General features: G+C 52.2%; 12 protein-coding genes. 6 read left to right on the plus strand and 6 right to left on the minus strand.

What is annotated here, in order from left to right:
* Positions 1-9: 9 nt before the first annotated feature.
* Positions 10-1,311: an MFS transporter gene (locus VGM55_RS10255; RefSeq protein WP_154186988.1), complete on the minus strand. Its 1,302-nt coding sequence runs from the start codon at positions 1,309-1,311 to the stop codon at positions 10-12.
* Between the two features lie 360 nt (positions 1,312-1,671).
* Here VGM55_RS10255 and uxaC point away from each other — a divergent pair, with 360 nt between their 5' ends.
* Positions 1,672-3,084 carry a glucuronate isomerase gene (gene uxaC / locus VGM55_RS10260; protein WP_331635396.1) on the plus strand — a complete coding sequence of 471 codons (1,413 nt, stop codon included), beginning with the start codon at positions 1,672-1,674 and terminating at the stop codon, positions 3,082-3,084.
* 7 nt (positions 3,085-3,091) lie between these two features.
* The gene (locus VGM55_RS10265) at positions 3,092-4,579 is read left to right on the plus strand and encodes an altronate dehydratase family protein (protein ID WP_331635397.1); all 1,488 of its coding nucleotides are present in this window, start codon (positions 3,092-3,094) and stop codon (positions 4,577-4,579) included.
* A gap of 30 nt (positions 4,580-4,609) precedes the next feature.
* On the opposite strand, the gene sstT is transcribed toward VGM55_RS10265, so the two are convergent.
* The 4 genes from sstT to VGM55_RS10285 all read right to left on the minus strand — a co-directional run bounded on the left by sstT (position 4,610) and on the right by VGM55_RS10285 (position 8,881).
* Entirely contained in the window at positions 4,610-5,854 is a 1,245-nt protein-coding gene (gene sstT / locus VGM55_RS10270) for a serine/threonine transporter SstT (protein WP_331635398.1), read from the minus strand.
* A gap of 266 nt (positions 5,855-6,120) precedes the next feature.
* Positions 6,121-7,089: a TerC family protein gene (locus VGM55_RS10275; RefSeq protein ID WP_154186992.1), complete on the minus strand. Its 969-nt coding sequence runs from the start codon at positions 7,087-7,089 to the stop codon at positions 6,121-6,123.
* 243 nt (positions 7,090-7,332) lie between these two features.
* Entirely contained in the window at positions 7,333-8,331 is a 999-nt protein-coding gene (locus tag VGM55_RS10280) for a Gfo/Idh/MocA family oxidoreductase (protein ID WP_331635399.1), read from the minus strand.
* A 49-nt stretch (positions 8,332-8,380) separates the two neighbouring features.
* The gene (locus VGM55_RS10285; RefSeq protein WP_154186994.1) at positions 8,381-8,881 is read right to left on the minus strand and encodes a M48 family metallopeptidase; all 501 of its coding nucleotides are present in this window, start codon (positions 8,879-8,881) and stop codon (positions 8,381-8,383) included.
* 84 nt (positions 8,882-8,965) lie between these two features.
* Here VGM55_RS10285 and rlmG point away from each other — a divergent pair, with 84 nt between their 5' ends.
* The 4 genes from rlmG to VGM55_RS10305 all read left to right on the plus strand — a co-directional run bounded on the left by rlmG (position 8,966) and on the right by VGM55_RS10305 (position 12,277).
* Positions 8,966-10,102, plus strand: a complete 1,137-nt coding sequence (rlmG, locus tag VGM55_RS10290) for a 23S rRNA (guanine(1835)-N(2))-methyltransferase RlmG (RefSeq protein ID WP_331635400.1) — start codon at positions 8,966-8,968, stop codon at positions 10,100-10,102.
* Positions 10,103-10,524: 422 nt separating this feature from the next.
* Entirely contained in the window at positions 10,525-11,265 is a 741-nt protein-coding gene (locus VGM55_RS10295) for a winged helix-turn-helix domain-containing protein (RefSeq protein WP_154186996.1), read from the plus strand.
* Positions 11,262-11,741, plus strand: a complete 480-nt coding sequence (locus tag VGM55_RS10300; protein ID WP_154186997.1) for a hypothetical protein — start codon at positions 11,262-11,264, stop codon at positions 11,739-11,741. Before VGM55_RS10295 ends, VGM55_RS10300 begins: the two co-directional genes overlap by 4 nt.
* 77 nt (positions 11,742-11,818) lie before the next feature.
* Positions 11,819-12,277: a hypothetical protein gene (locus tag VGM55_RS10305; RefSeq protein WP_331635401.1), complete on the plus strand. Its 459-nt coding sequence runs from the start codon at positions 11,819-11,821 to the stop codon at positions 12,275-12,277.
* Positions 12,278-12,411: 134 nt separating this feature from the next.
* Here VGM55_RS10305 and VGM55_RS10310 read toward each other — a convergent pair.
* Positions 12,412-13,097, minus strand: a protein-coding gene (locus tag VGM55_RS10310) for an IS1 family transposase (RefSeq protein WP_331635402.1) whose coding sequence is annotated in 2 segments (ribosomal slippage) — positions 12,412-12,863 and positions 12,863-13,097 — 687 coding nt annotated over the 2 segments. Because the reading frame shifts where the segments join, the coding sequence is not laid out codon by codon here. This gene is flagged as partial in the annotation.

Raw genomic sequence — 13,097 nt, forward strand, 5'->3', positions numbered from 1 at the left:
TCAGAGATATCAAGACTGCGTAACTGCTTTTGGCGAAATGCCTTCGGCCGCAAGTTCGCTGGCGGGCTGGTTTTTCAATACAGCCCAGATAACAACGGCACCGAGAAGATCAAACACGGCAAGCGCGGCAAAGAGCGGGCTAAAGCCTAGCGTGTCGGCCAGTGCTCCAACGACCAGGGCAAACAGCGTGCTGGCGGTCCAGGCTGCCATTCCCGTCAGTCCGTTGGCGGTCGCCACTTCGTTACGACCGAACACGTCGGAAGACAAAGTGATTAACGCACCCGACAGCGCCTGGTGTGCAAACCCGCCAACGCAGAGCAAAGCAATCGCCACGTAAGGGCTGGTAAACAGACCAATTGTGCCTGGGCCAATCATCAGTACCGCGCCCATCGTGACGACCAGCTTGCGGGAAACAATCAGGTTAACGCCAAACCAGCGCTGGAAAAGCGGCGGTAAATAGCCCCCGAGGATGCAGCCAAAGTCGGCAAACAGCATCGGCATCCACGCGAACATCGCAATCTCTTTCAGGTTGAAGCCGTAGGCTTTAAACATGAACAGCGGGATCCAGGCGTTGAACGTGCCCCACGCGGGTTCTGCCAGGAAGCGCGGCAGAGCGATGCCCCAGAATTGCCTGTTGCGCAGGATCTTCCATGCCGACATCTTTTTGGTGTTACCGGTCTGATGGTGAGCTTCCTGTCCGCTAATGATGTACTCACGTTCTTCGCTGGACAGCTTTTTCTGGTCACGCGGATTTTTATAGAACCAGAGCCATGCCATCGCCCAGATAAAGCTCAGCACGCCGGTTAAGATAAACGCCATCTGCCAGCTGTGCATCACAATGGCCCAGACTACCAGCGGCGGCGCTATCATCGCCCCAATGGAAGAGCCTACGTTAAAGTACCCAACCGCAATAGAACGCTCTTTGGCGGGGAACCACTCGCTGCTGGCCTTCAATCCTGCGGGGATCATGGCCGCTTCGGCGGCACCGACTGCACCCCGTGCAAGCGCCAGGCCGCCCCAGCTGCCTGCCAGCGCGGTTGCACCGCAGAAAATAGCCCAGGCCACGGCAAACACCGCGTAGCCAATTTTAGTGCCCAGCACGTCGAGCAGATAGCCGGCAACCGGCTGCATAATGGTATAACAGGCTGAATAAGCAGCAATTATCCATGAATACTGCTGCGTGGTGATATTCAGCTCACTCATTAGCGTGGGCGCCGCGACGGCTACCGTGTTACGGGTCAGATAGCCCAGCACGGTGCCCAGCGTCACCAGCGCTATCATGTACCAGCGTAAACCTTTTATCTTTCGCATTTCTAACCCCATCCCGTCTTTATTGTGAACGTTGTTCCAGGTAGACCGGCATCCGTTCCTGCTCTCGTCACCCAAGCCCTGAGGCAAGCGGTACTGCGACGGCTTGAAAGATAACTTGTCATACAGCTTTAAAAGTTGAGTGATATCACAAAAGCATTTTTGCTTAACTTCCTGCTACCGCTCGCCTGCAGGCCAGATAGAGAGCGGGGTTGGGCTGGGTTAAGGCAAAATTTACCGCCAGTGGAGTGTTCGTTTTGTGACCTTTAACGCAAAATTGAGGTCGTTGCATGAAAATTGGTGTGATAACTTTGTCCCATCATGCACAAGCATAGAACCGTTATCTGCAGAGGACGCCCAACTATGGCCCCGTTTATGACCGAAGATTTTCTTCTTAATACCGAATTCGCCCGCCGCCTGTACCATGACTACGCGAAATCACAGCCCATTTTTGACTACCATTGTCACCTGCCGCCGCAACAAATTGCCGACAACTATCGCTTTAAAAACCTGTATGACATCTGGCTGAAAGGGGATCATTACAAGTGGCGCGCCATGCGCACTAACGGCGTTGCAGAGCGGCTCTGTACCGGTGATGCCAGCGACCGTGAGAAATTTGATGCCTGGGCGGCAACGGTGCCGCATACGCTGGGCAACCCGTTGTATCACTGGACCCATCTGGAGCTTCGCCGCCCGTTTGGTATTACCGGCAAGCTCCTCTCCCCGGCAACGGCGGATGAAATCTGGCACCAGTGCCACTCGCTGCTGGAGCAGGAGGCGTTCACCGCCCGCGGCATCATGCAGCAGATGAACGTGAAAATGGTGGGGACTACCGACGACCCGGTGGATTCTCTTGAACATCATGCCGCCGTGGCCAAAGACGGCAGTTTTAACATCAAAGTGCTGCCGAGCTGGCGTCCGGATAAAGCCTTCAATATCGAGCTGGCGGCGTTCAGCGACTACATTTCGACGCTGGCAGCGGTCTCGGATACCGACATCCGCCGCTTCAGCGATCTCCAGGCTGCGCTGGGTAAAAGACTCGATCATTTTGCCGCCCACGGCTGCAAGGTTGCCGACCACGCGCTGGACGTGGTGGTCTTTGCCGAAGCGGATGAGTCGACGCTGGATGCCATTCTTGCCCGCCGCCTGGCCGGTGGCGCAGTTAATGAAACCGAAGTGGCGCAGTTTAAAACCGCCGTACTGGTGTGGCTGGGTAGCGAATACGCCCGTCGAGGCTGGGTGCAGCAGTACCACATCGGCGCGCTGCGCAATAATAACCAGCGGCAGTTCCACCTGCTGGGGCCGGACGTGGGCTTTGACTCTATTAACGATCGCCCGCTGGCCGAGCCGCTATCGAAGCTGTTGAGCAAGCAGAATGTAGAGAATCTGCTGCCTAAAACCATTCTCTACTGCCTGAACCCCCGGGATAACGAAGTGATTGGCACGATGGTCGGTAACTTCCAGGGGGAAGGAAGGCCGGGGAAAATGCAGTTTGGTTCCGGCTGGTGGTTCAACGATCAGAAAGACGGTATGGAACGGCAGATGACACAGCTTGCTCAGCTCGGGCTGCTGAGCCGCTTCGTGGGGATGCTGACCGACAGCCGCAGCTTCCTCTCCTACACGCGCCACGAATATTTTCGCCGCATTTTATGCCGCATGTTAGGGCACTGGGTCCAGGCGGGTGAAGTGCCAGAGGATCTGCAACTGCTGGGTGAGATGGTGAAAAACATCTGCTTCAACAACGCCCGGGACTACTTTGCCATTGAGTTGAACTGAGGCTGAAATGCGCTATATCAGGATCCATAAACAGGATAACGTTGCGGTCGCTCTGGTGGATATGGAGGAGGGCGAAGGGATTGGTACTCTGCCGGACAGCTTCAGGCTGCGCCAGCCGATCGCCCGTGGCCACAAGTTCGCGCTTCGTGGCATTGCTGAAGGTGAAAACGTCGTGAAGTACGGCCTGCCAATAGGCCATGCGCTTTGCGGTATAGAAGCCGGGGAACATCTGCACTCCCACAACCTGCGCACCAACCTTAGCGATGTGGATGAGTATCGCTATCAGCCCGATATTGCTGAGGAGAGTAAACCTTTCGGCGATCGTGAGGTGAACATCTATCGCCGCAGTAGCGGCGCGGTTGGCGTACGTAACGAGCTGTGGATCCTGCCCACCGTGGGGTGCGTTAACGGCATTGCGCGCCAGATGCTGAGCCGTTTCCTGCAGCAGACGGGCAATGCGCCAGATGTCGACGGCGCGTGGCTTTTCAGCCATCAGTTTGGCTGTTCTCAGCTTGGCGACGATCATCTCAACACCCGCACCATGCTGCAAAACATGGTACATCATCCTAATGCAGGGGCGGTGCTGGTGGTGGGGCTGGGCTGCGAGAATAACCAGATTGAGGCTTTTCGCGAAACCTTAGGAGAGTACGAACAAAGTCGCGTTCGCTTTATGGCGCTGCAACAGCAGGACGATGAAGTTGAAGCGGGGCTTGAGCACCTTCATGCTCTTTATGAGGTGATGCGCCATGACAGGCGTGAGCCGGGCAAGCTGAGCGAGCTGAAATTTGGCCTCGAATGCGGCGGTTCGGACGGTCTTTCCGGCATTACCGCGAACCCGATGCTGGGCCGCTTCTCCGACTATATCGTGGCGAACGGCGGCACCACGGTGCTGACGGAAGTGCCGGAAATGTTTGGCGCGGAGAGGCTGCTGATGAGCCACTGCCGTGACGAAGCCACGTTTGATAAAACGGTGGCGATGGTCAACGACTTCAAGCGTTACTTCATCGAACACCACCAGCCTATTTACGAAAACCCATCGCCGGGCAACAAAGCGGGCGGGATCACGACGCTCGAAGAAAAATCGCTCGGCTGCACGCAGAAGGCCGGTGAAAGCCAGATCGTTGACGTTCTTCGCTATGGCGAAAGGTTAAAACAGCCGGGATTAAACCTGCTGAGCGCGCCGGGTAACGATGCGGTAGCGACCAGCGCTTTAGCGGGAGCGGGGTGCCACATGGTGCTGTTTAGCACCGGGCGCGGTACGCCATACGGCGGCTTTGTACCGACGGTGAAAATTGCCACTAACAGCGAGCTGGCGATGAAGAAACCGCACTGGATAGATTTTGATGCGGGAAAACTGCTGCACGGTAGCACGATGCCCGAGCTGCTGGAGCAGTTTATTGATGTGATTGTTGAGAAAGTGAACGGCGCGCCAACCTGTAACGAGAAAAATGATTTTCGCGAGCTGGCGCTGTTTAAAAGTGGCGTAACGCTCTGATCTCCCCGCACAGAGCGGGGAGTGTCGGGATTAACTACGCAGCGGATCGGCCTTCGCCGGACGAGCATCTTCTGCCTGGCAAACGGCGGCGGTAAAGATAACGTCCGTCGAGGAGTTCAGCGCGGTTTCGCAGGAGTCCTGCAGTACCCCGATGATGAAACCTACGGCGACGACCTGCATGGCAATTTCATTCGGAATGCCAAACATGCCACAGGCCAGCGGGATCAACAGCAGAGAGCCGCCCGCCACGCCGGAAGCACCGCAGGCGCACAGCGAAGCCACAACGCTCAGCAGCAGCGCTGTGGGCAGGTCTACCGGCACGCCCAGCGTATGTACCGCAGCGAGCGTCAGCACCGTAATCGTGATAGCGGCCCCGGCCATATTGATGGTTGCTCCCAGCGGAATCGACACCGAATATGTATCGCGATCCAGGTTCATTTTCTGACACATGCTCATGTTTACCGGGATGTTAGCTGCCGAGCTGCGGGTAAAGAACGCCGTGACGCCGCTTTCGCGCAGGCAGGCCAGCACCAGCGGATACGGATTGCGGCGAGTCGTGATAAACACCAGCAGCGGGTTGATGATAAGCGCCACGCCGAACATGCAGCCCAGCAGCACCAGCAACAGCTGGGCATAGCTCCAGAGCGTAGAGAAACCTGTTGTGGCAAGCGTTGAGGCCACAAGCCCAAAGATCCCGATGGGCGCAAAGCGGATAACCACCTTCACGATAAAGGTCACCGCGTCAGACAAATCGTTCACCAGGCTTTTGGTGGTTTCGCTGCCGTGACGTAGGGCAAAGCCCAGACCCACCGCCCAGACCAGAATGCCGATGTAGTTGGCGTTCAGCAGGGCGTTTATCGGGTTGGCAATGAGGCTTATTAGCAGGCCGTGTATCACCTCGACGATCCCTGACGGCGGAGTTATGTCCGTGGCGCTGCTGGTCAGGTGAAGCGTAGAAGGGAACATGAAGCTCACGACGACCGCCGTCAGGGCGGCGGAGAAGGTACCCAGCAGGTAAAGCACCAGTATTGGGCGAATGTTGGTTTTTTGCCCGTGCTGGTGGTTAGCGATGGAGGCCATTACCAGCGTAAAGACGAGTACCGGCGCCACGGCTTTTAGCGCGCCGACGAACAGCGTGCCGAGCAGGCCGGTTGCAATGGCGGCGGGTTTGGAGACCAGCGCGAGCAGAATGCCCAGCACCAGGCCAACGAGAATTTGTTTTACGAGGCTGCCGCGGGCAAAGCGCTGCAGTAGTCCAGAAGCTTGCGAACTCATGAATACCTTCCTGTGTTTCAGTGATGTCGTGCCGTTCCGCGCGCGTAGTGGGCTACGTCTGTGCGGTTGTAAGAAAATGTGTTTGCCCGATGAGTATAAGGAAAAGCGACGAAGGAAAAAGCATTTTGCGCTGGAATTGCGCTCAGCGTTAGGTTTCATAACTGATGATTAACATCTGTGTGACATATTCAGCAATTTGGGAAGATGGTCGTTTGCCAGAACGTAAAAGGGGCATTACGCCCCTTTATTTGTGATGAGATATTGGCTTATTCCGCCGACTTCTTCTGGTCGTTACGGTGATTCACCCAGGCGTTGATAATCAGCGTACCCGCCAGGATACCGCCCACCACGCCAAGCGAAACGGCGATAGGGATGTGGTAGAAATCGACGATCAGCATCTTCACGCCGATAAACACCAGAATCACCGACAGACCATACTTCAGCATTGAGAAGCGTTCTGCCACGCCGGCCAGCAGGAAGTACATTGCACGCAGGCCAAGGATGGCGAACAGGTTAGACGTCAGCACGATGAACGGGTCGGTGGTGACCGCGAAGATTGCCGGAATGCTGTCTACCGCGAAAATCACGTCGCTCAGCTCGACAAGAATCAGCACCAGCAGCAGCGGCGTAGCGTACAGCAGGCCGTTATGGCGCACGAAGAAACGTTCGTTCTCAATTTTATCCGTCATGCGCAGATGGCCGCGCAGCCAGCGAACCAGTGGCTTTTCGCCTATGCCGGTGTCGTCTTCCTTCGCCAGCGCCATTTTGATCCCGGTAAATAGCAGGAACGCGCCGAACACGTACAGCAGCCATTCAAACTGGGTAATCAGCCAGCTGCCGCCGAAGATCATGATCGTTCTCAGTACAATCGCACCCAGCACGCCGTAAACCAACACCCGGCGCTGCAACGCAGCAGGCACGGCAAAGTAGCTGAACAGCATCAGCCAGACGAAGACGTTATCGACCGCCAGGGCTTTTTCAATCAGATAACCGGTGAGGAAGGCGAGCGCCTGAGTGTCCGCCACTTCGCGGCCAGCGGTTCCGCTGAGATACCACCAGAAGGCAAGGTTAAACAGCAGGGAGAGAGAAACCCAGACCAGCGACCAAATAGCGGCCTGCTTCATTGACATGGTTTGCGAGCCACGGCGGCCCTGAACCAGGAGATCGATCGCCAACATGATGGCGACCACGACGGCGAAACTGCCCCAGAGCAGCGGAGTACCGACAGTATGCATAATAAGATTCCTTGAAAACAAAAACGGCCAACATCAGAAGACGCCAGCCGCTTTCGCTTGCAACAGGGATCTCGCCTTCCGGCAAGGTCTCACTTACGACGTTTTCACGTCGCCCGGCAACCGGATGCTTGCGCATCGTAATGACGATTAACCGGCAATGAAGTTACTCCCCTTTGCAGGTAACAAAATATGACAAGCAATGGCTTTGGTCAATATTTGGTACCTGTTTTTATGCAAAATACCTTATGCCGTTGTCTGCTGGCTCACATCATCCGCCGGGAATTTAACCCCGGTCTGGCGGCGAATCTCGGTCGCCAGCGCTGAAGTGCTGCGCGACGTCACCAACCCTGGGTGATTAACCACGTTTTCTTCCACCAGCCGGGCGAACGTCTCCGCTTCGTACAGCATAGTATTGATATGCTGCGGCAGCGTCAGATCCTGTGGTTTACCGCCGCGCGGGATAAAGGTCAGGCGCTGGCATTCGGAGATCTTCTCGATCACCAGCGCCCCGGCTTCGCCCTGAATTTCACTTGGGATCGCCGAGTCGCTCACTTTGGAGTGCATCAGGGTGACGTCGAAATCGCCGTAGTTCAGCTGTACCGTGCCGTGGGCATCCACGCCGCTGTCCAGCAGGGAAGCCGTAGCGTGAACGGAGTACGGTTCGCCCCACAATGCGACCGCGGAGGCCAGCACGTAGAAGCCGATGTCCATGATTGAGCCGTTAGAAAACGCCGGATTAAAGGTGTTCGGGTTTTCGCCGCCCAGGTAGCGCTGGTAGCGCGAAGAATACTGGCAGTAGTTGAGCAGCACTTTGCGGATTTTACCGACCTTCGGCAGCGCCTGCTGCAGCGCGATAAAGTTTGGCAGGCTGGCGGTTTTAAACGCCTCGAACAGTACCACCTGGTTAACACGTGCGCAGGCGATAGCCGCTTCAACTTCCGCAAGATTAGAGGCCAGCGGCTTCTCGCAGATAACGTGTTTTTTGTGGCTGAGGAACAGCAGGCTCTGAGGGCCGTGCAGCGAGTTCGGGCTGGCGATGTACACCGCGTCGATAACCTCGCTTTTTGCCAGTTCGTCCAGCGAAGTAAACAGATGCTCTACAGGGTAATCATTGGCGAAAGTCTGCGCCTGCTCCAGGCTCCGGGAGTAAACCGCAGTCAGCTTATATTTGCCGCTTTCATGGGCGGCATCCACGAACTGGCGGGTTATCCAGTTTGTTCCAATCACAGCGAAACGTATCATAGACGGGTGCGTTCTCCGGAAGTCGATAATCAAAAATTTTGGCGCTTAATCAGGCCGTACCGCTAAGGGCCAACTGGGTAAGCCAAAGCCGTGTATCGAATTCTAACTGGTGATACTGCGGTTCCATATGACAGCACAAGGCGTAAAACGCTTTGTTGTGATCCTTCTCCTTAAGATGCGCCAGTTCATGAACCACAATCATGCGCAGGAAGGCTTCTGGCGCGCCGCGAAACACGGTCGCAACGCGAATTTCCGCTTTGGCTTTCAGCTTATTACCCTGCACGCGTGAAATGGCGGTATGCAGCCCCAGCGCGTTATTCAACACGTGGATTTTGCTGTCATAAGCGACTTTATTTATCGGCGGCGCGTTGCGCAGAAACTGGCTTTTCAGATCCTGAGTATAAGCATAAAGCGCTTTATCGGTCGCAATGTTATGCCCCTGCGGGTAGCGCTTTTCCAGCACTGTGCCGAGGCGCTGCTCGCGAATCAGGGTGCGAACCTGCGAAAGCAAATGCTCCGGATAGCCGCTTAAATAAATCAGTTCGCTCATGCTTGTCTCAGGTTGAAGGAAAAAAAGGTATACTCTCGCCCCCACTACGGGGATATCACCAAACTTTACCATCCAGGAGGGCCGATGAGCCAATTAGACAACGGTTTTCGTTCACTGACGCTGAAGCGTTTTCCGGAAACGGACGACGTTAACCCGCTGCAGGCGTGGGAAGCGGCAGATGACTACCTGTTGCAGCAGGTAGACGAACTTGAGCCAGTCGGCCCCGTTCTTGTTCTTAACGATACTTTCGGTACGCTGGCCTGCGTACTGGCCGAACATAAGCCTTACAGCATCGGCGACTCTTACTTAAGCGAGCTGGCAACCCGTGAAAATCTGCGCGAGAACGAAATCCCGGAAAACAGCGTCACCTTCCTCGACAGCACCGCGGATTATCCGCCAGAGCCGGGTCTGGTGCTGATTAAAGTGCCTAAAACGCTGGCGCTGTTGGAGCAGCAGCTGCGCGCTCTGCGTAAAGTGGTTACGCCGGAAACCCGCATCATCGCCGGTGCGAAGGCGCGTGATATTCACAACTCCACGCTTGAGCTATTTGAAAAAATTCTGGGGCCGACTACGACCACGCTGGCGTGGAAAAAAGCGCGTTTAATTAACCCGACGGTAACCAAGCCAGAATTGGCCGATGCGCCAGAAACCCTGACCTGGAAGCTGGAAGGTACGCCGTGGACGATTCATAACCACGCGAACGTTTTCTCCCGTAACGGGCTGGACATTGGTGCGCGTTTCTTCATTGAGAGCCTGCCTTCTGACCTGGAAGGGGAAATTGTCGATCTGGGTTGCGGCAATGGGGTGATTGGCCTAACGCTGTTGGAAAGAAACCCGCAGGCTCAGGTGGTGTTTGTGGATGAGTCGCCGATGGCGGTCGCCTCAAGCCGCCTGAACATTGAAACAAACCTGCCGGGTGACATCGACCGCTGCGAGTTTATGATCAATAACGGGCTGTCCGGCGTGGAGCCGTTCCGCTTCAACGCCGTGCTGTGTAACCCACCGTTCCACCAACAGCATGCGCTAACTGACCAGATTGCGTGGGAAATGTTCCATCACGCTCGCCGTTGCCTGAAGATCAACGGCGAATTGTATATTGTGGCCAACCGCCACCTCGACTACTTCCGTAAGCTGAAGAAAATTTTCGGCAACTGCACCACGGTTGCGACTAATAGCAAGTTCGTGGTGCTTAAAGCCGTCAAATTAGGCCGCCGTAGCTAACGCCGTATCGTCAGACGGATATCCGGCGCGATAGCACGTCGGATATCCATCCTTCATTTCATTGTACCCGTTCTTAACCCTGCTATATTCCCAACGTCTTTGATAATGAAATCTCAAGTAGTGAGGTTAGTCTATTGCTGCCCTGTGGATGATTTTATTGAAAAAATGTCATTTTAAAAATTGCATGACTTTATATTTAGGCTATAAAAATTAATTATCTCTTATGTATTATAAGAGAGGATGTCTTGTGTTTTTTATAATTGTGCTGTCTTTATCCTAAAAAATACCTGCACTTATTAACTATATAAACCTTTATGCTAAGCTGCCGTCGATTTCAGAAAACTTATATTAGTAGTTGGTGTTTAATATTCTTTTAAATAATTTATGTATTTCTGCACGCAGCAAGGGAATGTATTGTAAATATGATTTATATAATTAATAGAGTGGTGAAGTTTAAGCCGGCGGATGGCACGCTTTGGAATATAGACGATCCTGAGCATGTGATAAACTTAACGATCACCAATAGTAATCTTCTTCAGTTTATCCTGGACAGTGATGGAGCTATTCTTTTTCGCGAAGCGATACTTGAGGACATCTGGGATAAACAAGGGTTAAGTTCATCTAATAACACGCTCAATCAATATATATCTATTTCCAGAAGGGCTATTTCTTTACTGGGAGTAGAAGATGATGTCATTATCACTGTTCCACGCACTGGTTTTCGCTTAAATAAATATGTAGTTATCGAGAAAGAAAGCGATAGCACACCAGGGGATCAAGAAATCTCTTCTGATAAGGCAACAGGCAAACGATTAATAAACATAAAGCTGCTGGTTTTCACTCTGGTATTATTAATTTTTTTTCTGCTCTTTTATTACTTCTTACATAACGATGAAAATAGTGTGGCAGAAAGTTTTTTCTATGTTGGTAAATACCATGTTTGTGATGTTTATATGATTGGTTCTGCGCTTCGTGAAAAGAATGATATTGTGCTTGAGCGCGCCAGTGCATTAATAGAAGAAGTTTCCGCAGCGTGCATTTCAGGTAAGGTATTTATTACCGATCTGGATTTTCGTGGCCAGGGGAGAGAGTTTCTTGCTGAGTGCACTCACGGTATAAATAGTAATGAAAACGCCTTTTGCAAAGGATATTATATTAAATGAATAATAGACTAGTCATTCTTTCTTATATCTTTCTTGCACTGATGGGCAGCGTTTTTTATCTGCACTCAATCTATGCTCAGGCATATGGATTTTCCTGTAATGATGCTTTTGTCTATATTGATAAAATGAAAAATGAGCGTTTCGAGGGGAATATATCAATAACATTAAGAGATGATTTTAGCGGCAGTGCGGAGATCGTAGGCAATTTAAAAAAGGATAAGCTGCTTTATGATGTTATTCGCAGTGTGGATTTTAAATATCGCGTTATGTCTCCTGAGACATTGGTTATTTATGGTGTCTACGGCACGGTATACGCAAGCGACTCAGTCAATAATACTTTTATCCCCGATCCTTTTCTCGATTTTCTTTTTTTTCGCGGTAAGGAATTAATGGAGTTGACGATTGTGATAAATAAAAATAATAACACCTACTTTTTTGGGCGAGAAAATAAAATCGTTTTTTCGTGCACGATATAAAATTTATGAGAGCCGGTTACTGCAGGCCAGCGCGCCCCTCCAGATACAGATTCTCTATGATACTCATAAGGATATTTATGAACGGAATAATCTCACTAACACTCCTGTTACCCTGTACTTTTTTTATCTCTTCATGTGTCAGTAATGATTCCGCGCGGATGCCACCCGTGCAGGCGTATCCGGCAGATAATTTTTTTACTGCCAATAATCAGGTTGCACCTCAGGAGAGTGATGCGACTTTTATTCGCGGTTTAACCGAAGGGATGACGGTCGCTTCAACGAATAATAAATGTATCGATAATTTCAATTTGCTCAAAGAGGAGAAGTCCGGGCAGTTTGAAAAATATTCCGAAGAGTACACCAAAATTACAGACGGTTATGCCTTCCTTAATGCGAATAAGAACATCATGGATGACAGTGCGAAGCGAATATACATTATGGAACTAAAGATGAAGATTGAAACACTCTGTGCAAAGATACAATATTCAAGTTTTATTTTAGTCAATGAAAAGCGTAAAAGTTTTTCTGATATATAGAGGGTGACGAGTGGTTTACCATAAAAACGTATAAATAGTGGTTACTAGACAGTTTTGTATGTGCATTTTTCAGTTTCATAATCCAGTAATAATGCCGCCCTGGTAACAGGCGGCAATCTTGGTGATGACTCCAATCAATAGAACATGTACTTTTCGATAAAAGCACCTATGACTTTTTCATGAAGCTCAACAGAACGTGAGAAGCAGATGGTTCTGCGGGCCAGCCTTTTGATTCGGGTTCTCAGTGTCAGGTTGTTACGCTCAATGCGCTGAGTAAAAATCTTGCCGGTCAGATGCTTGTCCTTCGGTACTTCTCTGGCATAACTGCCCCAGTCGTCGCTGGTTATCATGCCGATGTTAAAAGGAGCGAGCAACGCCAGCAGTTCACGGCAGGTTTCATCGGTTCGGGGGCCAAAGGTGTAAGCCAGAACGCCGCCTGCTTTTGTGTTATACGCGTACCAGAGCCAGTGCTGTCGGGTCTTGCTGCCAACAAAGCTCCATTGTTCATCCAGTTCGCAGATAAGGGCGACATCGGCATGAGCAACTGGTGAAGATGTCACCTGTTTTGGTGCGAGTTTTTTAAGGCACGGATGACGGTGTTGATGCCCACCTTAAGTGTTCTGGCGGTATCACGAACACCCGCCCCGTTGAAGGTCATCTCAATGATCTGCTCCTTAACACCGGGTTTTCGGGCTTCATAGGTATAGGCCAGCTGGAAAACCCGGCCACATGTCCGGCAACGAAAGCGTTCGTGTTGGGAAGAACTGCGGCCATGGCGATAAACTTCGTCTGAATGGCATCGAGGGCAATGAACAGTAAC

This window comes from Cedecea sp., from assembly GCF_036500665.1.
Lineage (GTDB): Bacteria > Pseudomonadota > Gammaproteobacteria > Enterobacterales > Enterobacteriaceae > Cedecea.

Bases quoted from the DNA above. Each gene is read 5' to 3' on its own strand.
- VGM55_RS10255 (WP_154186988.1), bottom strand. From the start codon at position 1,311: ATGCGAAAGATAAAAGGTTTACGCTGGTACATGATAGCGCTGGTGACG.
- uxaC (WP_331635396.1), top strand. From the start codon at position 1,672: ATGGCCCCGTTTATGACCGAAGATTTTCTTCTTAATACCGAATTCGCC.
- VGM55_RS10265 (WP_331635397.1), top strand. From the start codon at position 3,092: ATGCGCTATATCAGGATCCATAAACAGGATAACGTTGCGGTCGCTCTG.
- sstT (WP_331635398.1), bottom strand. From the start codon at position 5,854: ATGAGTTCGCAAGCTTCTGGACTACTGCAGCGCTTTGCCCGCGGCAGC.
- VGM55_RS10275 (WP_154186992.1), bottom strand. From the start codon at position 7,089: ATGCATACTGTCGGTACTCCGCTGCTCTGGGGCAGTTTCGCCGTCGTG.
- VGM55_RS10280 (WP_331635399.1), bottom strand. From the start codon at position 8,331: ATGATACGTTTCGCTGTGATTGGAACAAACTGGATAACCCGCCAGTTC.
- VGM55_RS10285 (WP_154186994.1), bottom strand. From the start codon at position 8,881: ATGAGCGAACTGATTTATTTAAGCGGCTATCCGGAGCATTTGCTTTCG.
- rlmG (WP_331635400.1), top strand. From the start codon at position 8,966: ATGAGCCAATTAGACAACGGTTTTCGTTCACTGACGCTGAAGCGTTTT.
- VGM55_RS10295 (WP_154186996.1), top strand. From the start codon at position 10,525: ATGATTTATATAATTAATAGAGTGGTGAAGTTTAAGCCGGCGGATGGC.
- VGM55_RS10300 (WP_154186997.1), top strand. From the start codon at position 11,262: ATGAATAATAGACTAGTCATTCTTTCTTATATCTTTCTTGCACTGATG.
- VGM55_RS10305 (WP_331635401.1), top strand. From the start codon at position 11,819: ATGAACGGAATAATCTCACTAACACTCCTGTTACCCTGTACTTTTTTT.